The organism is Pseudoduganella danionis, from assembly GCF_009720775.1.
Classification (GTDB): Bacteria; Pseudomonadota; Gammaproteobacteria; order Burkholderiales; family Burkholderiaceae_D; genus Rugamonas; species Rugamonas danionis.
This window is the reverse complement of record NZ_WNKW01000001.1, coordinates 384,507-408,168: the sequence shown is the minus strand read 5'-3', so window position 1 is coordinate 408,168 and position 23,662 is coordinate 384,507. Positions and strand designations below refer to the sequence as shown.

Annotated in this window: 23 protein-coding genes; 12 read left to right on the top strand and 11 right to left on the bottom strand. The window is 61.2% G+C overall.

Features of this window, described 5'->3' with window-relative positions; all coding sequences use genetic code 11:
• Nucleotides 1-7: 7 nt before the first annotated feature.
• Nucleotides 8-1,594: a sensor histidine kinase gene (locus tag GM655_RS01840; RefSeq protein WP_155432922.1), complete on the bottom strand. Its 1,587-nt coding sequence runs from the start codon at nucleotides 1,592-1,594 to the stop codon at nucleotides 8-10.
• Nucleotides 1,595-1,765: 171 nt separating this feature from the next.
• On the opposite strand from GM655_RS01840, the gene GM655_RS01835 reads away from it, so the two are divergent.
• Both GM655_RS01835 and GM655_RS01830 read left to right on the top strand, forming a co-directional pair.
• Entirely contained in the window at nucleotides 1,766-2,113 is a 348-nt protein-coding gene (locus GM655_RS01835) for a hypothetical protein (protein WP_155432921.1), read from the top strand.
• A complete protein-coding gene (locus tag GM655_RS01830) occupies nucleotides 2,106-2,975 on the top strand; it encodes an HDOD domain-containing protein (RefSeq protein WP_229632333.1) in 870 nt (289 codons plus the stop codon). The genes GM655_RS01835 and GM655_RS01830 overlap by 8 nt, the downstream gene beginning before the upstream one ends.
• Nucleotides 2,976-3,065: 90 nt before the next feature.
• Here the strand turns inward: GM655_RS01830 and GM655_RS01825 are convergent, their stop codons facing one another.
• A complete protein-coding gene (locus GM655_RS01825) occupies nucleotides 3,066-3,404 on the bottom strand; it encodes a hypothetical protein (protein ID WP_155432920.1) in 339 nt (112 codons plus the stop codon).
• Between the two features lie 370 nt (nucleotides 3,405-3,774).
• Between GM655_RS01825 and GM655_RS01820 the strand changes: the two genes are divergently transcribed.
• The 9 genes from GM655_RS01820 to GM655_RS01780 all read left to right on the top strand — a co-directional run bounded on the left by GM655_RS01820 (nucleotide 3,775) and on the right by GM655_RS01780 (nucleotide 13,272).
• Nucleotides 3,775-4,848 carry a PhoH family protein gene (locus GM655_RS01820; protein ID WP_155432919.1) on the top strand — a complete coding sequence of 358 codons (1,074 nt, stop codon included), beginning with the start codon at nucleotides 3,775-3,777 and terminating at the stop codon, nucleotides 4,846-4,848.
• Nucleotides 4,832-5,293: an rRNA maturation RNase YbeY gene (ybeY, locus tag GM655_RS01815; RefSeq protein WP_155432918.1), complete on the top strand. Its 462-nt coding sequence runs from the start codon at nucleotides 4,832-4,834 to the stop codon at nucleotides 5,291-5,293. The genes GM655_RS01820 and ybeY overlap by 17 nt, the downstream gene beginning before the upstream one ends.
• A gap of 93 nt (nucleotides 5,294-5,386) precedes the next feature.
• A complete protein-coding gene (locus GM655_RS01810; RefSeq protein WP_155432917.1) occupies nucleotides 5,387-6,271 on the top strand; it encodes a CorC family transporter in 885 nt (294 codons plus the stop codon).
• Nucleotides 6,271-7,839: an apolipoprotein N-acyltransferase gene (gene lnt / locus GM655_RS01805; protein ID WP_155432916.1), complete on the top strand. Its 1,569-nt coding sequence runs from the start codon at nucleotides 6,271-6,273 to the stop codon at nucleotides 7,837-7,839. Before GM655_RS01810 ends, lnt begins: the two co-directional genes overlap by 1 nt.
• Nucleotides 7,840-7,930: 91 nt before the next feature.
• Nucleotides 7,931-8,851, top strand: a complete 921-nt coding sequence (gene glyQ / locus GM655_RS01800) for a glycine--tRNA ligase subunit alpha (RefSeq protein ID WP_155432915.1) — start codon at nucleotides 7,931-7,933, stop codon at nucleotides 8,849-8,851.
• A gap of 14 nt (nucleotides 8,852-8,865) precedes the next feature.
• On the top strand, nucleotides 8,866-10,974 hold the full coding sequence (gene glyS, locus GM655_RS01795; RefSeq protein ID WP_155432914.1) for a glycine--tRNA ligase subunit beta: 2,109 nt from the start codon (nucleotides 8,866-8,868) through the stop codon (nucleotides 10,972-10,974).
• A 15-nt stretch (nucleotides 10,975-10,989) separates the two neighbouring features.
• Nucleotides 10,990-11,556 (top strand): D-glycero-beta-D-manno-heptose 1,7-bisphosphate 7-phosphatase, encoded by a 567-nt coding sequence (gene gmhB / locus GM655_RS01790; protein WP_155432913.1) that lies wholly within the window; start codon nucleotides 10,990-10,992, stop codon nucleotides 11,554-11,556.
• Between the two features lie 67 nt (nucleotides 11,557-11,623).
• Complete coding sequence (locus GM655_RS01785) at nucleotides 11,624-12,316, top strand: lysophospholipid acyltransferase family protein (RefSeq protein WP_371866742.1); 693 nt, start codon at nucleotides 11,624-11,626, stop codon at nucleotides 12,314-12,316.
• A 17-nt stretch (nucleotides 12,317-12,333) separates the two neighbouring features.
• Nucleotides 12,334-13,272: a M48 family metallopeptidase gene (locus tag GM655_RS01780; RefSeq protein ID WP_371866741.1), complete on the top strand. Its 939-nt coding sequence runs from the start codon at nucleotides 12,334-12,336 to the stop codon at nucleotides 13,270-13,272.
• 3 nt (nucleotides 13,273-13,275) lie between these two features.
• On the opposite strand, the gene waaA is transcribed toward GM655_RS01780, so the two are convergent.
• The 8 genes from waaA to rfbB form a co-directional block, all read right to left on the bottom strand.
• Nucleotides 13,276-14,619: a lipid IV(A) 3-deoxy-D-manno-octulosonic acid transferase gene (gene waaA / locus GM655_RS01775; RefSeq protein ID WP_155432911.1), complete on the bottom strand. Its 1,344-nt coding sequence runs from the start codon at nucleotides 14,617-14,619 to the stop codon at nucleotides 13,276-13,278.
• 17 nt (nucleotides 14,620-14,636) lie between these two features.
• Complete coding sequence (waaC, locus tag GM655_RS01770) at nucleotides 14,637-15,650, bottom strand: lipopolysaccharide heptosyltransferase I (protein ID WP_155432910.1); 1,014 nt, start codon at nucleotides 15,648-15,650, stop codon at nucleotides 14,637-14,639.
• 4 nt (nucleotides 15,651-15,654) lie between these two features.
• A complete protein-coding gene (locus GM655_RS01765; RefSeq protein WP_155432909.1) occupies nucleotides 15,655-17,037 on the bottom strand; it encodes a phosphomannomutase/phosphoglucomutase in 1,383 nt (460 codons plus the stop codon).
• Between the two features lie 46 nt (nucleotides 17,038-17,083).
• Nucleotides 17,084-18,178, bottom strand: coding sequence for a glycosyltransferase family 4 protein (locus tag GM655_RS01760; protein WP_155432908.1), 1,095 nt, complete (start codon nucleotides 18,176-18,178; stop codon nucleotides 17,084-17,086).
• Between the two features lie 277 nt (nucleotides 18,179-18,455).
• A complete protein-coding gene (rfbD, locus tag GM655_RS01755) occupies nucleotides 18,456-19,313 on the bottom strand; it encodes a dTDP-4-dehydrorhamnose reductase (RefSeq protein ID WP_155432907.1) in 858 nt (285 codons plus the stop codon).
• Nucleotides 19,310-19,858: a dTDP-4-dehydrorhamnose 3,5-epimerase gene (gene rfbC, locus GM655_RS01750; protein ID WP_155432906.1), complete on the bottom strand. Its 549-nt coding sequence runs from the start codon at nucleotides 19,856-19,858 to the stop codon at nucleotides 19,310-19,312. The genes rfbD and rfbC overlap by 4 nt, the downstream gene beginning before the upstream one ends.
• A complete protein-coding gene (gene rfbA, locus GM655_RS01745; RefSeq protein WP_155432905.1) occupies nucleotides 19,855-20,757 on the bottom strand; it encodes a glucose-1-phosphate thymidylyltransferase RfbA in 903 nt (300 codons plus the stop codon). The genes rfbC and rfbA overlap by 4 nt, the downstream gene beginning before the upstream one ends.
• Before the next feature lie 2 nt (nucleotides 20,758-20,759).
• Nucleotides 20,760-21,827 (bottom strand): dTDP-glucose 4,6-dehydratase, encoded by a 1,068-nt coding sequence (gene rfbB / locus GM655_RS01740; protein ID WP_155432904.1) that lies wholly within the window; start codon nucleotides 21,825-21,827, stop codon nucleotides 20,760-20,762.
• Between the two features lie 141 nt (nucleotides 21,828-21,968).
• Here rfbB and GM655_RS01735 point away from each other — a divergent pair, with 141 nt between their 5' ends.
• Entirely contained in the window at nucleotides 21,969-22,826 is an 858-nt protein-coding gene (locus GM655_RS01735) for a symmetrical bis(5'-nucleosyl)-tetraphosphatase (RefSeq protein WP_155432903.1), read from the top strand.
• Between the two features lie 58 nt (nucleotides 22,827-22,884).
• On the opposite strand, the gene GM655_RS01730 is transcribed toward GM655_RS01735, so the two are convergent.
• Nucleotides 22,885-23,652, bottom strand: a complete 768-nt coding sequence (locus GM655_RS01730) for a lysophospholipid acyltransferase family protein (RefSeq protein WP_155432902.1) — start codon at nucleotides 23,650-23,652, stop codon at nucleotides 22,885-22,887.
• Nucleotides 23,653-23,662: the final 10 nt, after the last annotated feature.

The window sequence follows — 23,662 nt, the reverse complement described above, 5'->3', positions numbered from 1 at the left end:
GCTCACTCTAGTCGTGCTGCGGTTGTTCAGAAGGCAAAGCCTGGTGTTGCTCTTCGGTTGGCGTCACGCAAGGAATACGCAGCGTGAAGCAGGCGCCCTCGCCCAGCTTGCTGGCCACCGAGATGGTGCCGCAGAACTGTTTGACGATCAGGTTGAAAACGATATTCAGGCCCAGCCCCGTACCTCCCTGTCCGCGCCGCGTGGTGACAAACGGATCGAACACTTTATCCAGCATCTCCGGTGCTATGCCTTTACCGTCATCGGCCACCTGCATTTCTATCCAGTCCGCCTGCTGTACCACGGTGATGCGTATCTGCCCTTCGTCATCCGGATTGAAAGCGTGCTCCACGCAGTTCAGCGTCAGATTGGTAATTACCTGTGCCAGCGCACCGGGGTAGCTATCGAGCATCACATCGCGCGGACAGCTGATGCTGACGGCGATGCGGGTTTTCTTCAGCTTGGGCTGCAGGCTGGACACGACTTCGTTGATGTAATCGCGCAGCTCGAAGCGGCGCCGCGCTTCGCTGACCTGATCGACCGCAATCTGCTTAAAGCTATGGATCAGGTGTGCGGCACGGTAAGCATTGTTCATGATCAGGCGCGTGCTTTCCGAGGCCGTTTCCAGATAGCGCATGATGTCGGACTTCTTGACGTTGCCGCCGTCGACAGCGTGATGGACTTTTTCCGTCGCCTCCAGCAGCACCGACGCACTGGTCAGCGCAATGCCTACCGGCGTATTGATTTCATGGGCCACGCCGGCCACCAGGCCGCCCAGCGATGCCAGCCGCTCGGCCTGCAGCAGCGATTCCTGGGTGCGGCGCAGATCATCGAGCGCCTTGGTGGTGGTCTGGGCTGATTTGCGCGCTTCGTCTTCCGCTTCGCGGATGCGCTGGATATTCGATTTGATCTTGCGCTGGATGGCATTGAAGCCGCGGATCACTTCGCCCAGCTCGTCCTGGCGGTTTTCCGGCAGCTCTTCCACCTCATCGCTACCGCGCGTGGCCAGATCGAACAGACCGTCGCGCAGGCGCTTGAGCGGATCGAACACGATGCGCAGCGACAGCGCCAGTGCCGCCACCAGAATCAGATCGAGCAGCAGCACTTCCGTGACTTTGCGCCTTACTTCTGCGGCCAGCGTGGCATCGATCTGGGCGCGGCTGAAATTGACCACCACCCGGCCCACGATGACGGGCTTGAGGGACGCACCGGCCGCGCCGGAATCGCGATAGGCCAGATCGGCGACCACGGGCGTGCCGCTCACATTCAGGTCGTTCTCGATGGCGCTGACCGAACCGTTTTCATTACGCAGCTTGCCCGAGAACAGGCCGACCGAAGTATCGTAGACACGGATGGACACCAGTTCCGGTGGCAGCATTTCCGCTGCCACGATGTTGTCGACCTTGGCTTTATCCAGATCCCACAACGCAGAAGGCAGGCTGGTTTGCAGGCGCGTCAGCACCCCTTCGCGCAGACGCTGATTGGCCACCTCCAGTTCATGCCCCAGACTATACTGGGCATAGGTACCCGAAATGCCTAGCACCAGGGTCACGATGACCACAAATAGCAGTGTCAAACGGCCTTGAATACCAAACATTGACCAGCCTCGCATACAAGTAGGAATTACGTCCCAATGTACGGTATGACATGCGTCTTGGCAAGTTCGACCTGCGCCAATGTGCCCTATGACAGACTTTACTTGCACCCCAGCGCAAGATCAGGCAATGTGGCAATACGGCAATCTTGCAGCACACCCAAGGAGTACCCCATGAGCGGAAATTTTCACCAGATGGCACTGACGGATGTCCAGCCCGGCATGGTTTTGTCCGATGAATTGCTAGATATGCAAGGCCAAGTGCTGCTGCCGCAAGGCACGGTACTAACCGAGGCCATGCTGTCCCTGATGCCGCGCCATGGCATCAGCGTGCTGCCTATCCAGCAGGCTGAATATACGGCCGAGGCCATCGAAGCCACGGTACACCACCACGAAGCGCGGCTGGAGCGGCTGTTCCGTAAAAACGACGCCGACATCGATACCCACTGGGCTACCGCACAATTGCGCCGTTTCATCAGTGACTACCGGCATGGTGCAGAGGAGGCGCCTGAACATGAGTAATCCGATGAATAACAACGTGAATAACATCGTCAGCTACGAAGACGTGGTCCGCACGCTGGACGACCTGCCTTCGCTGCCGGCCGTGGTGATGGAATTGCTCAACAGCATAGATCAGGAAGATGTCGATATCGCCGTGCTGGCCAAGAAAGTCTCGCACGATCAGGCGCTGACGGCCAAGACACTGCGGCTGGCCAATTCTTCGCTGTATGGACTGCAAGTCAAAGTCACCACCATCCAGCAGGCGATTACCTTCCTCGGCTTCCAGACCACACGCAACCTGATCACGGCCGCCGCGCTGACAGGTTGTTTTGCCGAAAGCCATTGCCCCGGCTTCCACCATCAGGCCTTCTGGCGCCACTCGATCGCTACCGCTGCCTGCGCCAAAGTGCTGGCGCGGCAGATGCGTTTCAATCAGGATTATGCTTTCACGGCGGGCTTGCTACACGACATAGGCCGGCTGGTGCTGGTGTCCTGCTTCCCCCAGCAGTATGGCCAGGCGCTGGCTTACCGCAAAGCCCATGACTGCTATATGCTCGAAGCGGAACGCAGCGTGCTCGGTGTGGACCATGTAGATGCCGGTCTGGCGCTGGCCGAACACTGGAACTTCTCCGATACCATGCGCCTCGCCATTGCGGGCCATCATGATCCGGAAACGCCGGGTGCCGGTTTCCTCGCTGCCATCATCCATATCGCCAATGCCGTCGTGCATGCGCTCGATCTGGTCGAAGATGAAGATGATCTGGTGCCGCCCATTTCCAGCGTGGCGTGGAATGCCTTAGGGCTCAACGAAGAAGCCTATCTGCATCTGTTCCGCGAAACAGAACTGCAGTACGAAGAGATTTCCATGGTGCTGCTCAGTTAATTCAGTCCAGCCGGCAGCACATGGGCTGCGGCTGCGCTGGCACGTGCGACCGTCCAGCGCAGCACTCTGCACTACAGCAATGGGCGCGCATCAATGCCGCGCATAATTTCCGGCCTCGACCTTATCCTGCGCCTGACGCTCTTCCGGCTTCGGTCGGCCTTGCGCATCGGACAGACGGTACTTGGTGCGGCGGTCGCCCATCAGGTCGCGCAGATCGCGGATGCTCATGCCCGTCACTTCGTGCATGCGAATCAGCAGCGAGGCGCCCACAGGCAAACGGTGGTGACGAATTTTGCTGATGACGGGCGGCGCAACTTCCAGCAGACGTGACAGCGCCGCATCGTTTTTCAGCTGCATCTTGCCCAGCAAGATATCGAGCAAGTGATTCGGGTTATAGCTTTCCTGCGAAGCAAGTGCATGATGTGCCATGATGTTTCCTTCATTGGTTAGGTGGATGGAGTGTGCAAGCCTGAACTTAAATGCAACTTAGATACAAACTGCGCTGCAATTTCTTACCTAGTCCGACCGCGCCAAGTTGCCATATGCGCAATTTAATTCTATGCGCATTACCGTGCATTCCTGCATCGCCCACTGAGCGGAACTTAAGCCGTATCAAGCGCGAGCTAGAAAGCTTGGCAACATGGATATTTCAGCACATGGGGCTGGGAGGTGGCGCACGCAAGAACTTGTAGGAAACTGTTACATCAGGCATGACTGTCTTTACATAGGCGGGGGCGGTGCAAAGTACGGTAAACTAGCGCCTGCGCCGCGTCAGGCGGCCTTACTGAAAAGCACGACCTTGAAAACCAAAACACCCGTTCAGCCCCACTACTTTGTGCCCGAGCCGATGGATAACACGCGGCTCGCGCACCTGTGCGGCCCGCTCGACGAAAACCTGCGCCAGATTTCGGCCGCACTCGACGTCACCATCTTCCGCCGCGGCGAGAAATTCATCGTCAGCGGCCACAATGCCGAACGCGCGGTGCAGATCCTCGAACAGTTCTATGCCGTAGCCCAGAAAGTCATTCCTATCGAGGAAGTGCAGCTGGCACTGGTCGAGCAGCGCACCAGCCAGCAAGTGGCCGCCGTTGCCAGCGGCGATGCAGCCGCCGTGGCCCAGGTGGTGGCGGCGCCGTTTGTGGAACCCAGCATCGATAGCCCGGTGCTGAAAACCCGCCGCAGCGATCTGCGCGGCCGCACGCCGCACCAGATCCGCTATCTGCGCAACATCCTCGAGCACGACATCAGCTTCGGCGTGGGGCCGGCCGGTACGGGCAAAACCTATCTGGCCGTGGCCTGCGCCGTCGATGCGCTCGAACGCGATGCCATCAAACGCATCATCCTGACCCGCCCGGCCGTGGAAGCGGGCGAACGGCTGGGCTTCCTGCCCGGTGATCTGAGTCAAAAAGTCGATCCCTATCTGCGCCCTCTGTATGACGCGCTGTACGACTTGCTGGGCTTCGACCGCACGCAGAAAATGTTCGAGAAGCAAGTGATCGAAATCGCGCCGCTGGCTTATATGCGCGGACGCACGCTCAACCATGCTTTCGTAATCCTCGACGAAGCCCAGAACACCACGGTGGAACAGATGAAGATGTTCCTGACCCGCATAGGCTTCGGCAGCAAGGCCGTGGTTACGGGCGATGTGACGCAGGTGGACTTGCACAAGAGCCAGAAGAGCGGTCTGATCGATGCCATGCAGGTACTCAAAGACGTGCGCGGCATTGCCTTCAGCCATTTCGGTAGTGAAGATGTGGTGCGTCACCCGCTGGTGGCACGCATTGTCGACGCCTACGAAACGGCGCAAACCCATGAGGCGGAAATCGCCCCCTTAATCAAAGCCACTGCGATCAAAAATGTCCGCAAAAAATAAACTCTCCCTGTCCGTCCAGTACGCCGATACCCGTTTGCAGGACGCCCTGCCGCGTCCGAAAATCCGCCGCTGGGTACAAGCTGCCCTGTTCGCACCGGCCGAGCTGACCATCCGCTTTGTCGATGCGGAAGAAGGCCGCGCCCTGAACCGCGAATACCGCGAAAAAGATTACGCCACCAATGTGCTGACCTTTGCCTACAACGAAGGCGAAGAATTTGCCGAAGACGAACCGACCCGCGCCGACATCATCCTGTGCACCGACGTGCTGGAAAAGGAAGCGGCCGAGCAAAAGAAAAGTGTGGAAGAACACGCCGCCCACCTGATCATCCACGGCGTGCTGCACGCGCAAGGCTATGACCACCTCGAAGACGAGGAAGCGGCCGAAATGGAAGGCATAGAAACGGAACTGCTGGCTGCCCTCGGTTACGCCGATCCCTACGCCTGAGCGCCCGAATGGAGTGGTCAAACTGACAAAATCGGCTAGCCACTCCCATTTGGTGTATCCTATAGGCCATCGAAACAACGGCTCACGCCTCCTATGCAAGAGCACTCTAGTAGCGTCAAGACTGACGCTAAACCCCACCGGTCACTGTTTGAACGCCTGACCGCACTGATTTCCCCCGAACCAGAGAACCGCGCCGAACTGCTGGAAGTTCTGCACGACGCCCATGAACGCAACCTGATCGATGCCGACGCGCTGTCGATGATCGAGGGGGTGTTCCAGGTTTCCGATCTGTCCGCCCGCGATATCATGATTCCCCGTTCCCAGATGGACGTGATCGACATCGCCAAACCGATAGAAGAATGGCTGCCCACCGTGCTGCAGACGGCGCACTCGCGCTTCCCCGCCATCGAAGGCGAACGCGACAAGGTGATCGGCATCCTGCTGGCCAAAGACTTGCTGCGCTACTACGCCGAAGAATCGTTCGACGTGCGCGATATGCTGCGCCCGGCCATCTTCATTCCCGAATCCAAGCGCCTGAACGTGCTGCTGCGCGATTTCCGCGCCAACCACAACCACATGGCCATCGTGGTCGATGAATACAGCGGCGTGGCCGGCCTGATCACGATCGAAGACGTGCTGGAACAGATCGTCGGCGACATCGAAGATGAATACGATTTCGACGAAGAAGAAGACAACATCCTGTCGATCAAGGAAGGTGCTCATGGCCCGCGCTGGCGTATCAAGGCCCTGACCGAGATCTCCCAGTTCAACGAAGAGCTCGACACCGCCCTGCCCGATGATGAGGTCGATACCATCGGCGGTCTGGTCGCCAAGCATCTGGGCCGTATGCCGCACAAAGGCGACGTGTTCGACTACGAAGGCATGCGTTTCGAAGTATTGCGCGCTGATGCACGTCAAATTCACGTGCTGCTGGTAGAGAAGCTGCCGGCTGCCAGCACGGCGGACGACGACGCCTGATGCGTTTTCGCCGTACCGATCCGAACCAGCCACGGCCGCAGCGTTCCACGCGCGGCCGCATGACCATCACGGCCATCGCCGGCGCCCTGTGCGTATTTGCCTTTGCCCCGTTCGGCTGGTGGCCACTGCAGATCATGGGTCTGGCCACGCTGTTCTATCAGGTGCTGCGCAGCGATGGCGTGAAAAGCGCAGCGCTGATCGGCTGGGCTTTCGGCCTGGGCTGGACTGCCGCTGGCACCCACTGGCTCTACGTTTCCCTGCATACCTATGGCGGCATGGCCGCACCGCTGGCCGCACTGGCCGTGCTGCTGCTGGCCGCCGGCATGGGCCTGTATGTGGCACTGGCCATGGGCGGCGCAGCCTGGCTGCGCCAGCGCTGGGCGCTGCCGCTGGCTGCCGCCAATCTACTCGTACTGCCAGCCTGCTGGACGCTGGCCGAATGGCTGCGCGGCTGGCTGTTCACGGGCTTCCCGTGGCTATCGGCCGGCTATGCCCACAACCACAGCCCGCTGGCCGGTTTCGCGCCGATTATCGGCATGTACGGTCTGGGCTGGCTGGCCGCCACGCTGGCTGGCGCCCTGCTGCTGACTTTCCACCGCACGCGCTGGATCGCTGCCGGCACGGTCGTGGCTGCGCTGGCCGGTGGCGCCGCCCTGAATCTGGTGCAATGGACCACGCCACAAGGCCAGCCCATCAGCGTGCGCCTGCTGCAAGGCAATGTGCCGCAGGATGAAAAATTCAATGGCGCCCATGTGGCCGCTGCCATCACCCAATACCAGCGCGCCATCATGGAAGCGCCCGCCGACCTGATCGCCACGCCGGAAACGGCCATCGTCATGCTGCCGCACCAGTTGCCGACCGACTACTTGCCGACCGTAGCCGAATTCCTCAAGAGCACAGGCAGCCAGCTCATTCTCGGCATCCCCGTGGCCGATAGCCAGACTGCCTACTTCAACAGCGTACTGGGCCTCACCGGCCAGCCGGGCGCCAGCTATTACCGCTACGACAAGCACCATCTGGTGCCGTTCGGCGAATTCATCCCGCTCGGCTTCCGCTGGTTTGTCGATCTGATGGCCATCCCGCTCGGTGACCAGACCAGTGGCGCCGACATCCAGCCCGCCTTTACCGTTCGTGACCAGCGCGTGCTGCCGAATATCTGCTACGAAGACCTGTTCGGCGAAGAAATCGCAGCCCAGTTGCACCAGCCTGCCGCCGGCCAGCAGCCGGCCACCATGCTGCTGAATGTCTCCAATCTCGCGTGGTTTGGCGACACCATCGCCATTCCCCAGCATTTGCAGATTTCGCAGATGCGTACGCTGGAAACGGGCCGCCCCATGCTGCGTGCCACCAATACCGGTGCCACTGCCGTGATCGATGGCCGTGGACAAGTGCTGCAGCAATTGCCGGTCAACCAGACCGGCACGCTGGCCGCCCGCGTGCAAGGCATGCAGGGCAACACCCCGTACATTCTCTGGGGCAACCGCCTGTTGCTGCTGCTCACCGCCGTGTCGCTGGGAGCGGCATGGTTTTGGTCGCAGCGCACAAAAAAGGGGCCAAAAGCCGCTTAATCTCTACAGGCTACTAGTAAAACCCGCTAAAATTGTTTTTTTAGCGAACCTCACACCGCGCGCCCACAGGCCGCGCCTTTGACGACACAAGATGCTGACATTTCAACAAATTATCCTGACCTTGCAAACCTACTGGGACAAGCAAGGCTGCGCCCTGCTCCAGCCCTACGATATGGAAGTGGGTGCGGGTACCTTCCACACCGGCACCTTCCTGCGCGCGATCGGCCCGGAACCTTGGCGCGCTGCCTATGTGCAGCCTTCGCGCCGTCCGAAAGATGGCCGTTATGGCGAAAATCCTAACCGTGGCCAGCACTACTACCAGTATCAGGTGGTCATGAAACCGGCACCGGAAAACATCCTCGACCTGTATCTGGGTTCGCTGGAAGCGCTGGGTCTGGATCTGAAACAGAATGACGTGCGTTTCGTCGAAGATGACTGGGAATCGCCAACTTTGGGCGCCTGGGGTCTGGGCTGGGAAGTCTGGCTGAACGGCATGGAAGTGACGCAGTTCACCTACTTCCAGCAAGTGGGCGGTCTGGACTGCAAGCCCGTGCTCGGCGAAATCACCTACGGTGTCGAGCGTCTGGCCATGTATCTGCAGGGCGTAGAGAATATGTACGACCTGATCTGGACCACCTGGGAAGAAAACGGCGAGACCAAAGTGCTCAAATACGGCGACGTGTTCCACCAGAATGAAGTGGAGCAATCGGCCTACAACTTCGAGCATTCGAACACGGAGCTGCTATTCACCCAGTTCAACAATCACGAATCGGAAGCCAAGCGCCTGATCGAAGCCCAGCTGACTCTGCCAGCCTACGAGCAGATCATGAAAGCGTCGCACAGCTTCAACCTGCTGGACGCCCGTGGCGCCATCTCCGTGACGGAACGCGCTGCCTACATCGGCCGTGTGCGCGCCCTGTCGCGCCTGGTTGCACAGGCTTACTACGATTCGCGCGAACGTCTGGGCTTCCCTATGCTGCCTGCCCAGGCTAACGCTGCCGCCGCTGAATAAACCGTATAAATCTTATGACTCAAACTCTGCTCATCGAACTGCTGACCGAAGAACTGCCACCGAAAGCGCTGGCCAAACTGGGCGCAGCGTTCGCCGCCGGCATCGTCAACGGCCTGAAATCGCGCGACTTCCTCGAAGCCGACAGCGTTGCCACCCCGTTCGCCTCGCCACGCCGTCTGGCCGTGTCCATCACCAAAGTGCGCGCCACTTCGCCCGATAAATCCATCCGCGAAAAAGTGCTGCCAGTCGCCGTGGCACTCGATGCCAATGGCAACCCGACCGCGCCGCTGGCCAAGAAACTGGCCGCACTGGGCTTCCCTGACCTGCAAGTAGCCGATCTGGAACGCGCGCAGGACGGCAAAGCCGAAAGCTTCTTCTACACCTACACGGCAGCCGGTAGCGCGCTGCACAGCGGCCTGCAGGCGGCGCTGGAAGAATCCGTCGCCAAGCTGCCGATTCCGAAAGTGATGAGCTACCAGCGTCCAGACGGCAGCACCGTGCAGTTCGTGCGTCCGGCCCACAGCCTGATCGCGCTGCATGGCGCGACCGTGATTCCGCTCACGCTGCTGGGTCTGACCGCCTCCAACGTCAGCGAAGGCCACCGCTTCCTGACCGCACCGGGTCAGCGCATGGTCACCATCGCTGATGCCGACAGCTACGCTGCCACGCTGGAAAGCGCCGGTAAAGTGCTGGCCAGCGTCGAACAGCGCAAGGAGAAAATCCGCGCCGAACTGCTGGCCAAAGCCGGTGCCGACACGGTGCTGATGCCGGAAGCCCTGCTGGACGAAGTGGCGGCGCTGGTCGAATGGCCGGTAGTCTACGAATGCAAATTCGAAGAAGAATATCTGGCCGTGCCGCAGGAATGCCTGATCCTGACCATGCAGACCAACCAGAAATACTTCGCTCTGACGGACAGCAAGGGCAAACTGCGCTCGCGCTTCCTGATCGTTTCCAACATCGCCACCGATACGCCGGCCGCCATCATCGACGGTAACGAGCGCGTGGTGCGTCCGCGCCTGTCGGACGCCAAGTTCTTCTTCGAGCAGGATCGCAAAAAGACGCTGGAATCGCGTCTGCCGCTGCTGGAAAAAATCGTCTATCACAACAAGCTGGGCACCCAGGCTGCCCGTGGCGAGCGCGTGGCCAAGCTGGCTGCCTTCATCGCTGGTGCCATCGGCGGCGACGCTGCACTGGCAACCCGCGCAGCCAAACTGTCCAAGGCCGATCTGGTCACGGAAATGGTCGGCGAATTCCCTGAGCTGCAAGGCATCATGGGCACCTACTACGCGCGCAACGACGGCGAACACGAAGATGTGGCACTGGCCGCCTCCGAGCACTACCAGCCGCGCTTCGCCGGCGACGCGCTGCCTTCGACCGTAACCGGCACCGCCGTGGCACTGGCCGACAAGCTGGAAACCCTGGTCGGCATCTGGGCCATCGGTCTGGCACCGACCGGCGATAAAGACCCGTTCGCACTGCGCCGTCACGCGCTGGGCGTGCTGCGTATGCTGATCGAAAAACGTCTGCCGCTGGCCATCAGCACGCTGCTGGCGCAAGCGGCTGCGCTGTTCGGCGATGTGGCCGGCTTCAAAGACCCGTCGGCCGAAGTCACCGTGTTCATGATCGACCGTCTGCGCGGTATCCTGCGCGAACGTGGCTTCTCGCCGAACGAAATCGAAGCCGTGGTGGCACAGAATCCGGACCGTCTGGACGATATCGTGCAGCGTCTGGAAGCGGTACAGGCTTTCGCTGCGCTGCCGGAGTCGGCCTCGCTGGCCGCTGCCAACAAGCGTATCACCAACATCCTGAAGAAGAACGAAGAAGCGCTGGCTGCCACCGGCGGTGCTGGCGTGAACAGCGCGCTGCTGCAGGACGTGGCTGAGAAAAACCTGCATGCCGCCGTGGTGCGCGTGCTGCCGGAAGTCGATGCGGCTTTCGCCAAGGGCGATTTCACGGGCACGCTGAAAACGCTGGCCCAGTTGCGTGACGACGTCGATGCCTTCTTCAACGACGTGATGGTGATGGCAGAGGATGTGGCGCTGCGTAACAACCGTCTGGCGCTGCTGTCGTCGCTGCACGGCATGCTGAACCGCGTGGCCGACATTTCCAAGCTGGCGGCCTAAATGGGAACGCCGTCCATGAAACTGATCATTCTCGATCGCGACGGCGTAATCAACCACGACTCGCCGGACTTCATCAAATCGCCGGCCGAGTGGATTCCTGTACCCGGCTCGCTGGAAGCGATCGCCCGTCTGAATCAGGCGGGCTACAAGGTGGTGGTGGCCTCCAACCAGTCCGGCATTGCGCGCGAGCTGTTCGACATGGCCACCCTTAACGCGATCCACCAGAAGCTGCACAATCTGGCCCAGCAGGTAGGCGCCAGCATCGATGCGATCTTCTTCTGCCCGCACGCCGGCGCCGACAACTGCGATTGCCGCAAGCCGAAGCCGGGCATGTTCACGGAAATCTCGCAGCGCTACAAAATCAGCCTGAAAGGCGTGCCCACCGTGGGCGATTCGCTGCGCGATCTGCAGGCCGGCTTTGTCAGCGGCTGCATCCCTTATCTGGTATTGACCGGCAAAGGCGAAAAGACACAGGCCACGGGCGGTCTGCCGCCCGGCACCATGGTCTTCCCCGACCTCGCCGCCATGGTCAACCATCTACTCAAGAGTAATGCGGCCGCCGCATCGTCCTCGGCCAGCTAAACCGTTTTTGGAGTCTGCATTGGGTCATCCCGTACTGTTTTTACGTTCCCTGATTTTCACCATCATCATGGTGATCTCCACCATCGTCTGGGCCTGCGTGTGCTTCCTCGTCGCGCCGCTGCCGTACAACCAGCGCTTCTACGTCACCGCGCGCTGGAACGTGTTCATGATCTGGTGCCTGAAAGTCATCTGCGGCATCCGCTACGAAATCAAAGGCGCGGAGAACTTCCCCGACGCGCCGGCCGTGGTACTGGCCAAGCACCAGTCGGCATGGGAAACCATCTTCCTGCTGCCTAATCTGCCACGTCCGCTGGTGTTCGTCTTCAAAAAAGAGATCCTCTACATCCCGTTCTTCGGCTGGGCCATGGCGCTGCTGCGCATGATTCCCATCGACCGCTCGCAAGGCAAAAACGCCTTCCAGCACGTGGTCCGTCACGGCAAGCGCCGCCTCGCGGACGGCCAGTGGATTATCATGTTCCCGGAAGGGACGCGCATCCCTGTCGGTCAGGCCGGCAAATACAAAAGCGGCGGCACCCGCCTCGCCATCGAAACGGGCGCCGTGGTCGTACCGATTGCGCATAATTCCGGCGAATGCTGGCCAAAAAATTCTTTCATCAAGCGCCCCGGTCTTGTTACAGTATCGATAGGCAAACCGATTTCACCGGAAGGCCAGACTCCGGAAGCGATGATGCAACAGGTGGAAAATTGGATAGAATCAGAAATGCGCGTCATTTCGCCCCACGTCTACAACGCTGGCTAGACGATCTGGTCACGCTGGTGCAGCCGGCCAAGCCGGACACCAGCCAGCTAGACCTGTTCGGCCGCGAAGCAGCGCCTGCGCGGCCCGTCTATACCGAACCGGTATGGACTACGCCATCCGGTGGCACGCCGCGCCAGCCACCACCCGTTTCTCCTTACGTCGCACCACCACAAACCGCCGTTCCCTTAAAGCCGCGTGCCGCCACGCCGCCCACGGCCGAGCAGCCGCCCAAGCGCCAACTGCTGGTGGGCGACTTCGTGCTCGAATATTCGCTACGCCGCTCTACCCGCCGTTCGATAGGCTTCATGATTGATGATGAAGGGCTGCGCATCACCGCGCCCAAGCGCATCAGCATCGCCGAAATCGACAATGCTATCCACGCCAAACAGCACTGGATACTCAGCAAACTGAAAGAACGGCGCGAACGCCGTGCGGCGCGGCTCGAAAAACCGCCGGTGGAATGGGTCGATGGCGCCAAGCTGCCCTATCTGGGCAGCGACATCAGCCTGCGCCTGCTGGTCGGTGGCCGCAACCGCAGCAGCTATGATGCCGAGACGCGCACCCTGAGCATCATCCTCGTGCCCGGGGCGACGGAAGAGCTGCTCAAGGAACGCGTCAAAGCGTGGTATCAGCAGGAAGCCAAGCAGCTCTTCGTGCAGCGGCTCGACCTGTATGCGGAACGGCTGGGCGTGCGCTACAGCGCTTTCGGCCTGTCGTCGGCCGGCACGCGCTGGGGCTCGTGCACGGCCGAGCGCAAAATCCGCCTGAACTGGAAACTGATCCACTTCTCGCTGCCGCTGATCGACTACGTGATCGCGCACGAGCTGGCGCACATCCTCGAAATGAACCACAGCGCCCGCTTCTGGAATACGGTAGGCCTGATCTATCCCGAATACGAAGAAGCCCGCAACCTGCTGCGCAAGCGCGCGCAGGAATTGCCGGTACTGTTTCCGTGAAATTTAGCGGCTAGACTGCTGGTCCGGCGCGATCAGGGCAGGCAGCAAGGCCAGCGTACGGGCGGTGGCGCCGCGGTGCTGGTTGGCGAAGGCGAGCGCCTGCTGGCCCATGCTGTCGCGGGCGGCAGCATCGTTGAGCAGCCGCGCCGCAGTCTGCATCAGCTCTGCAGCATCGGCCACGCGCAGCGCGCCACCGGCGGCCAGCGCATCTTCCGTCACCAGTGCAAAGTTGAAGGTATGCGGACCGATCAGCACAGGCTTACCCAGTGCGGCCGGTTCGATCAGATTCTGCCCGCCCAGCGGCAGCAGGCTGCCGCCCACGAACGCGCAGTCGCAGGCAGCGTAATAGGCAAACATTTCGCCCATCGAGTCACCCAGCAGTACATCCGTATCCGCTGCCAGTCCGGCAGGGTTGGCCGCGCCGTCTTCCTGCAGCGTGGCCGATTCCTGCCCCAGCGCCAGCGCGCTGCGGCGCTGCACACGCAGGCCATGGCTGACTATCATGGCTTCCACATCGGCGAAGCGTTGCGGATGACGCGGCACGATCAGCAGCAGCACATCCTGCGGCAGACTGGCACGCGCCTGCTCGAAAGCAGCCAGTATCAGTTCTTCTTCACCTTCACGCGTGCTGGCACACAGCAGCACGGGGCGCGAGCCGATGGCAGCACGCAGGCGCGCACCGATCTGCAGCGCGGCCGGTGCCACCACCACATCGAACTTGATGCTGCCCGTGACTTCCACCCGCGCTACGCCCAGCGAACGTACCCGCTCGGCATCGGCCTGCGTTTGCGCCGCCACCAGCGTAATGCCGCGCGCCGCGTCGAGCAGCAGCGAACCGAGGCGGCGCGATTTGCGCAACGACCGCTCGGACAAACGGGCATTGGCCAGCACCACCGGCACACTGCGTGCGCCGCAGACGGCAATCAGATTCGGCCACACTTCCGTCTCCATCAGGACGCAGACGGCAGGACGGAAATGGCGGATGAAGCGTCCCACCATGCTGGCCGTGTCATACGGCAGATAAGCCTGTTGCAGACGCGCGCCATGGCGGGCAAACAAAGCTTTGCCGGTGGCGCGGCCCGTCGGCGTCATGTGGGTCAGGATAATGCGGCTGTCCGGATAGGCTGCCAGCAAGGCATCCACCAGCGGCTCGGCCGCGCGGGTTTCGCCCACCGAGACGGCGTGCACCCACAGCACCTGCCCTGCGCCTGCCATGGGCGCGCCATAGAAACCGAGCCGCTCGCCCCAGTGCTGGCGGTAGCCGGGTTCTTTGCGGCCGCGCAGCCACAATCGGGTCAGCACCAGTGGCAAGGCCAGCCACCAGAGTAAGGAATAGATCAATCGCATAATGGTGCCAGCAGTCCTTAGCCTTGCGCCAGCAGGCTGCGGGCTGCGGCCAGTACTTCGGCCACCGAGGGCGGCGTGCCCTGATCGCCCAGATTGAGGATGCGCGGCGACCAGTTGCCTTCCGTCTTCCAGCGCGGTGAATCGGCATAGATTTCCACCGTTGGCCGCACAAAGGCCGCCGCAATATGGGTCAGGCCCGTATCGACGCCGATCACCAGCCCTGCATGGCGCGCCAGCAGCATGGCATCGGCCATGGACAGCTTGGGCAACACGCGCGCATTCGGCAGGCCAGCGGCCAGCACCTGCGCTTCCGCCAGTTCTTTCGGCGAACCCCAAGGCAGCAGAATAGGCATAGGCGCCAGTTCGCGCCCCAGTGCGATCCAGTTTTCCGGCGCCCATTTCTTGGCGTCGCGCGCCGTGCCATGGAAGTACACGGCGTACGGCTGGTCCGGCATCCAGTCGGGTCGCGGCTCATTCAGCGATACTTCAGGCAGGCCGAAATCGGCCGGCGTATCGACTGCGTAGCCCAGCGCAGCGCCAGCCACGATACGGCCACGCGCTACGGCATGGGTGCGCGGATCGGTCGGCACGCTGAGGTTATGGAAGATGCGCGAAATGCCTTCGTAACCCGAGCCTTCGCTACCGTTGGCCAGGCCCACTTTGCGGCCACCGGGCACGATGCGCGCTGCGCCCATGATCACGCCCGTCTTGAGCAGGCCCTGGGTATCGAACACATAATCGTACTGCTGCTGGCGCAGGGTGCGCCAGAAGGCCTTCATTTCGGCGCGGGTTTCCGGCTTGCCCAGACTCTTGCGCCAGCGCCGCAGCGCAAACGGGATGATGTTGCGCACCCGCGCGTTAAGCCGCACCAGACTGACATAGCCCTCCTCCACCACCCAGTCGATATTCGCGTCGGGGTAGTGGCGGGCGATGTCGGCCACCATCGGCAGGTTATGCAGCACGTCGCCCAGCGAGGAGACGCGCACCAGCAGAATGTTTAACGGCTTGCTGCCGGTGGTAGCTGGCGTCATGGCGTCAGAATGGCAGCTCGGCGTCCGGCTTGGCCGCCAGAATCACGCGCTTGAACTGGCCCTGGATGCGTGCCAACGCTGCCGGGGTTTCCGCTTCAAAGCGCATCACGATCACCGGCGTGGTGTTGGACGAACGGGCCAGACCGAAGCCGTCTTCGTATTCCACGCGCAGGCCGTCGATGGTGATGATCTGCTGATTGCCGGGGAATTCGGCATTGCTGCGCAGCTGATCCATCAGTTGGACGTTTTCGCCTTCGTTCAGGTGCAGATGCAGTTCCGGCGTACTGTCCGACTGCGGCAGAGAATTCAGCAGGGCCGACGGATCGGCGACACGGGTGAGGATTTCCAGCAGACGTGCACCCGAATACAGGCCGTCATCGAAACCGTACCAGCGGTCCTTGAAGAAGATATGGCCGCTCATTTCGCCGCCCAGCGGCGCACCCGTTTCACGCAGCTTGGCTTTCACCAGCGAGTGGCCGGTCTTGTACATCAGCGGCACGCCACCGTGCTTGCTGATCCACGGTGCCAGATGGCGCGTGCATTTGACGTCGTACAGTATCTGCTCGCCCGGATGGCGGGTCAGCACATCGGCCGCAAACAGCATCATCTGGCGGTCCGGGAAGATGATCTGGCCATCTTTGGTCACCACGCCCAGACGGTCGCCATCGCCATCGAAGGCAATCCCGAGTTCGGCATCAGTGTCCTGCAGCACACGGATCAGGTCCTGCAGGTTTTCCGGATGGGCCGGATCAGGGTGGTGGTTAGGGAAGTTGCCATCCACCTCGCAGAACATTTCGATCACGTCGCAGCCCATGCCACGGAACAGGTCAGGTGCGAACGCACCGGCCACGCCATTGCCGCAATCGACGGCGATCTTGATCGGGCGCGCCAGCTTGACGTCGCCGATGATGCGCTCGAGGTACTGGGCGCGGATATCGTGGGTGCTGTAGCTGCCCGGCGTGGCGGCGCTGCTGCCGTCATGCGCCACGATGGCATCGTACAGCGCGGTAATGGCGGCACCGTGGATGGCTTCGCCGGCCAGCACCATTTTGAAACCGTTGTAGTCAGGCGGATTATGGCTACCCGTAACCATGATGCCGGACGCCGCGCCCAGCACATTGGTACCGAAGTACACCATAGGCGTGGCCACCACGCCCAGATCGATCACATTCACGCCTGCGGCCTGCAGACCCTGGGCCAGTGCCGCGGCCAGCGCAGGGCCGGACAAACGGCCATCGCGGCCGATTACCACCGTGCGCTCGCCCTTGGCCAGCGCGGCCTGGCCGAAGGCCTGACCTATCTTGTGTGCGACGCCAGCATCCAGCGTTTTATCGATGATGCCGCGGATGTCGTAAGCCTTGAAGATGGACGGGGAAATTGGAACCATGATGTATCGATCAGATTTAAAAGTTAAAAGGGACAGCGGCTAGCGCTCAGGTTTTCTTATGCCGGATCATCCAGCGCGGCGCCTTGAAGCGCACGATACGCACATATATCCATACATAACTGACAATAAACAATATACAGGAAAGCATCAAGATCCATGTATGGCGCCAGAATACGGTAGCCGGTATCACTGCCATCAGCGAGAACAGCCACAGATAAGGCGAAGTCATGGAATTACGCCGGATCAGGGCACGGGCTTCCTTGCGCCCCACGGCCCACTGGACGATGCGGCGGAAAATCAGGCTGTGCAGGTGTATACCGTCCGGCATGGCCGGTGACTTACCGCGCACAAACATGCGGCGGTAGACCGAGAACAGGGTTTCGAAAGTGGGATAGATCAGCAGCAGCGCTGCATACCAGGTCGACACTTGCGGATTGCGCATCACCAGCAGCAACGCCAGCTCGCCCAGCATGAAGCCGATGAAATAGGCACCGCCGTCACCGAGGAAGATCATGCCTACCGGGTAATTCCAGATCAGGAAGCCGGCCGTAGCACCGGCCACCATCAGGGCCGCTATCAGCACGAACATATCGTTGACCTGCAGCGCCACATAGCCGAGCGAGAGCAGCATGCAGATCACCACCACGCTGGCCAGACCGTTGAAGCCGTCAATGATATTGACGGCATTGGCAATGCCGGCCACGGCCAGCACGGTCAGTGGCAGGGTCAGCCACATATACGGCAGCATCCACGAGGAAAACAGCCAGTCCAGCCGGTCGACGCGCGCATCGAGCAGGAAATAGCCCATGGCTGCCGCGATCATGGTCAGCACCAGCCGTCGGCCAGCACTCACCTTGCCCGTGTAGTCTTCCACGATGCCGCCCACAAAGGCGAAGAAGGAACAGCCCAGCAGCACCAGCAGCCAGTAGGTCATGGCGGGCACGCGCCACAGGGAAATCACGGAGCTGAGGGCGACCGAAAGAAAGATCGACAAGCCACCGATGCGTGCCACATGGTGCACATGAACTTTTTGCACTCCCAAGAAGTCCGCGTCCAAGGCCGGACCATGCAAGCGCGCTTCTTTGATCACCAGCAGGGTTAGCAGTGCCGAAGCAACAAAGCTCAGGAGGAAGGAAAACATATTTTTATAATAAAAAGACTGAGGACATCCGGTAGACCTTGTACGTCTCCCGCCGCCTGCAGACTGACACGCGATTGTACCGGATTCAGCCGTCCGAACCGGCATTTACGCAGCAAGTCTGTCCTAAACCAGACTTGCCGCCGCGCTTTTGCAACGCAGGCACACAGCACATCGGCCTACCGCTGCCCGTTGCAAGGCGCCGGCATCATAGCAGCCTGCCGCCGGACAGGCAGGCTTGCTTACCAAAGGATACAACTGGAAGGGAACCGCTGGCGGATCAGCGCATACATAACTGCAGCGCCTGTTGCCATTCAGGCAAATGGCAGAAACGGCTCATCAGCCGCTCGCTGGAAAGTACCGAATACTCGGGGCGCCGGGCCGGCACCGGATACTCGGCACTGCTAATCGGCACCACGCGGCAAGCTATGCCCGCTTCGGCCAGAATGGCGCGGGTGAAGTCATACCACGTGGTCTGGCCTTGCGCCGTCAGATGATAGACCCCGCGGTTCTGCACCCACCATTCGCGCCCGCCTGCATGCGCTTGCGCCAGCACTTGCGCCGTCACATCGGCAATCGTGCGGCTCCACGTAGGCGCGCCATGCTGGTCGGCCACCACACGCAACTCGTCGCGCTCGCGCGCCAGCCGCAACATGGTCAGCAGAAAATTCTTGCCGCGCATCCCATACACCCAGCTAGTACGGAAGATCAGGTGCGGTATCCCTGACGCTGCGATGGCCTGCTCACCGGCCAGCTTGCTGGCGCCATACACATTCAGAGGCCCCGTGGCGTCATCTTCCACGCGCGCGCCGGACTGCGTGCCATCGAATACATAGTCGGTCGAATAATGCACCAGAGACGCCCCCAAGCTACGGGCTTCTTCGGCCATCAAGGCCGGGGCTTCGGCGTTTACCCGGAACGCCAGTTCCGGCTCGCTTTCAGCTTTGTCTACCGCCGTGTAGGCGGCCGGATTGACGATCATATTCGGCTGCACGGCGCGGATCACGCGACGTACCTGATCCAGATCAGCCAGATCCATCTGTTGACGATCCACAGCCACGACATCGCCCACGCCTTGCAGGCTGCGGGCCAGTTCATAACCTACCTGGCCCGTGCTGCCCGTCAGCAGGATTTTCATGCGAACACCTCGGCATCGGCCAGCAACGCTGCCGCCTGATCTTTACCCGACAGCAGCGGCGCCATGCCTAGCTCAGGCCACTGTATGCCGATGGCCGGATCGTTCCACAGCACCGAACGTTCGTGTTCGGGCGCCCAGTAATCCGTCGTCTTGTAGAGGAATTCGGCTGCATCGCTGGTGACCATGAAGCCATGGGCAAAACCGGGCGGTATCCACATCTGCAGCTTGTTCTCAGCCGACAGCTCGGTACCGAACCACTGGCCGAAGGTGCTGGAACTCTTGCGCATATCCACCACCACATCGAACACGCTACCCGAGCTAGCGCGCACCAGTTTGCCCTGAGCCTGACGGATCTGGTAGTGCATACCACGCAGCACGCCCTTGAGCGAACGCGAGTGGTTATCCTGCACAAAGGCCGTCTCCACGCCCGTCAGCTCGGCGAAGCGGCGACCGTTATAGCTTTCGAAGAAAAAACCGCGCTCATCGCCAAATACCTTGGGTTCCAGCAGCAGTACGCCTTCCAGCGGCGTAGTCATCACTTTCATCGCGGTACAACCTTATCTTCAAGAATTTGCAGCAGATACTGACCATAGTTATTCTTTTTCAGCGGCTCGGCCAGCTTGCGCAACTGGGCCGCGTCGATATAGCCCTTGCGATAGGCGATCTCTTCCGGGCACGCCACTTTCAGGCCCTGACGTTTTTCGATGGTCGCAATAAACTGCGAAGCATCCAGCAACGATTCATGGGTGCCGGTATCCAGCCAGGCCATGCCGCGCCCCATCACTTCCACATTGAGCTGCTGTTTTTCCAGATACACGCGGTTGACGTCGGTAATTTCCAGTTCACCCCGCGCCGACGGCTTGATGCCGGCTGCGATATCGCACACCTGATTGTCGTAGAAATACAGCCCCGTCACCGCGTAGTTGGACTTGGGCTTGAGCGGCTTTTCTTCGATCGACACGGCCTGATGGTTGGCATCGAACTCGACCACGCCATAACGTTCGGGGTCCTGCACGTGGTAGGCAAACACGGTGGCGCCATCGGTCTGCTCAGTGGCGTGGCGCAGCAGCGCGTCGAGGTCGTTACCGTAGTAGATATTGTCGCCAAGGATGAGCGCGGACGGTGCATCGCCGACGAATTCGCGGCCGATGATGAAAGCCTGGGCCAGACCATCGGGCGAAGGCTGGACCGCATAGCTGAGCTGCAAGCCCCACTGGCTGCCGTCACCGAGCAGATCGCGGAAACGTGGCGTATCCTGCGGCGTGGAAATCAGCAGAATTTCCGTAATCCCGGCCAGCATCAGCACCGTCAGCGGGTGGTAGATCATGGGCTTATCGTAAATCGGCAGCAACTGCTTGGACACGCTCATGGTGATCGGATACAGACGGGTGCCCGAACCACCGGCGAGAATGATGCCTTTGCGGCGAGGAGTGGTCGTACTCATGGCTAGCCTTCGCGATTAAAGTAATTGGTTTCTACCCATTTGGCATAGCTGCCCGACTGCACATCCGTCACCCAGTCCTGATGCGTCAAATACCATTGCACGGTCTTGGCGATGCCGCTCTGGAAGGTCTCGGCCGGCTTCCAGCCCAGTTCGCGCTCGAGTTTGCGCGCATCGATGGCGTAACGGCGGTCGTGGCCGGGACGGTCCTTGACGTAGGTGATCTGGGCGCGATAGCTGCTGCCATCGGCTTTGGGCTTTTGCTGGTCCAGCATGTCGCACAGGGTATGCACCACATCGAGGTTGGCCATTTCATTCCAGCCGCCCACGTTGTAAGTCTCGCCCAGACGGCCCGCTTCCAGCACGCGGCGGATGGCAGCGCAGTGGTCGCTCACATACAGCCAGTCGCGGATCTGCTGGCCATCGCCATAGATAGGCAGCGGCTTGCCGGCCTGCGCGTTGGCGATAATCAGCGGAATCAGCTTCTCGGGGAAGTGGTATGGGCCGTAGTTATTCGAGCAGTTGGTGGTCAGCGTCGGCAGGCCATAGGTGTGGTGGTAGGACCGCACCAGATGGTCGGAGGCCGCTTTCGACGCCGAGTACGGGCTGTTCGGTGCAAACGCGGTGGTTTCGCTGAACGGGGCATCGTCCGGTCCCAGCGTGCCGTACACCTCATCGGTGGAAACGTGCAGGAAACGGAAGGCCGCTTTCTCGGCGTCCGCCAGTTCCGACCAGTAGGCGCGCGCCGCTTCCAGCAGGCTGAACGTCCCGTTGATATTAGTCTGGATGAATTCGCCGGGACCGAGGATGGAACGGTCCACATGGCTCTCGGCCGCAAAGTGCACAATCGCCCGCGGTTTGTGCTGGCGGAACAGTGCCAGTACTTGCGCCTGATCGCAGATATCGCCGCGCACGAAGATATGCCGGCTGTCATTTTTGAGCGACGCCAGATTATTCAGATTACCGGCATAGGTCAGCTTGTCGTAGTTAATCACCGGCTCATCTGACTGGGCCAGCCAGTCCAGCACAAAGTTTGAGCCTATGAAACCCGCCCCACCAGTCACAAAAATCATTTAGTATCCCGCAGCAAGAGTCAAAAGAGGAGTAGGCATTATTCTATGTGAAAGCCACGCCTTAACGGGCAAATATCGAAACTCTGCACCCGAATAACAGATTAAACCAGTTTGCCCTGCCACCAACTCAAGAGTATCCCCATGAAAACCTACGTAATCGGTGATTTACAGGGCTGCCACCAGCAGGCTCGCGACATGGTCGCGCGCATACAGGCCCATGCCGGTACGACCGAGCTGCGCATCCTGTTCGCCGGCGACCTGATCAACCGCGGCCCGGATTCCCTCGCCACTCTGCGCTATGTGCGCCAACTGGCGCAAGAAAGCAACGGCCGCATCGACAGCGTGCTGGGCAACCATGATCTGCATCTGCTGGCCGTAGCCTATGGCATACGCCCTGCCCATGCTGCCGACACGCTGGACGAGATACTGGCCGCGCCTGACCGCGACGAACTGATAGGCTGGCTGCGCCAGCGTCCGCTGGCACTGGAGGCGGATGGCCATCTGCTCGTGCATGCGGGGCTGCTGCCCCAGTGGGATGGTGCACAGGCGCTGGCTCTGTCGGCCGAAGTGGAACAGATGCTGCGCAGCGCAGGCCTCGGCGATTTTCTGGCCGATATGTATGGCAACCAGCCCGACCGCTGGCATGACAGCCTGCAGGGCGCCGACCGGCTGCGCTGCATCATCAACGCCATGACGCGGCTGCGCTTCTGCACGGCCGACGGCGTGATGGACTTCAAGATCAAGGATAGCGGCACGGCCGATCCGGCCTCCGGCCTGATGCCGTGGTTTGATGTGCCGGGCCGGCGCAGCGCCGGCCAGACCGTAGTGTTCGGCCACTGGTCGGCACTGGGGCTGATCATACGGCCAGATGTGATAGGCCTCGACAGCGGCTGCGTCTGGGGCGGCCAGCTCTCGGCTGTCTGCCTGCAGGACCGCAGCCTGCTGCAGGCCCAGTGTCCGGAATTCCAGCAGCACAGCGGCAAACAGGCGGCAAATTGAACGGCCGACGCGGCAAGGCCGGCACGATCCCAGCGCGGCTGCTCGCCGCGCATCCCTGCTAGTCGGCCGTCGCGGTCGGCGCGCTCAGCACCTGCACGCCGAGCGCCGCTGCGACAGCCTGTTCGGCCGCCTGCGCCAGCTCGCGCCGGTGCGCGCCCGCGCTGCTCAGCGGCGTCAGAATATCCAGCGTCGCCACGACGGGCGGGCCATCCAGTATCAGCATGATGCTCTCGGCAAAACTCATCTCGCCGATAAAATCCACCGACGGATGGTGGCCACCGTCGCTGCCCTGATACGACAGCGCGAACGGCTGCACCGGCACATGAGCGTCGATGGCAGCTTCGAACAGATTGGCGTGGAAAGGCAGTAGCGTGCCTTGCGCCGCCGTAGTGCCCTCGGGGAAGAAGGCCACGCGCTCGCCGTTCTGCAGGCTGTGCACCAGCCCTTTGAAGATGTGCCGCAGATCGCGCCGGCTACCGCGCGAAATGAACACCGTACCGGCCTTCTGCGCCAGCCAGCCCGCCAGCGGCCACGAACGGATCTCGGCCTTGGCGACAAAATGGCTGGGGTGCAGGCTGTGGATCACGAAGATGTCCAGCCACGAAATGTGGTTGGCCACCACCATCGCCGTATCGAGCACGGGCGCGCTAGTCGCCGACTGCCGCACCGTCACATTGAACAGGCCCAGCAGACGGGTGGACCAGCGGCGGATATGCGCATTGCGCGCCGCGTGGCCCAGCCACGGAAACACCACGGCGCAGATCAGCATGCCCTTGAGGACGTGCAGCAGCACCCGCACGATGCGGAAGAACGTCAGCAGTTTCATGCCACCCACT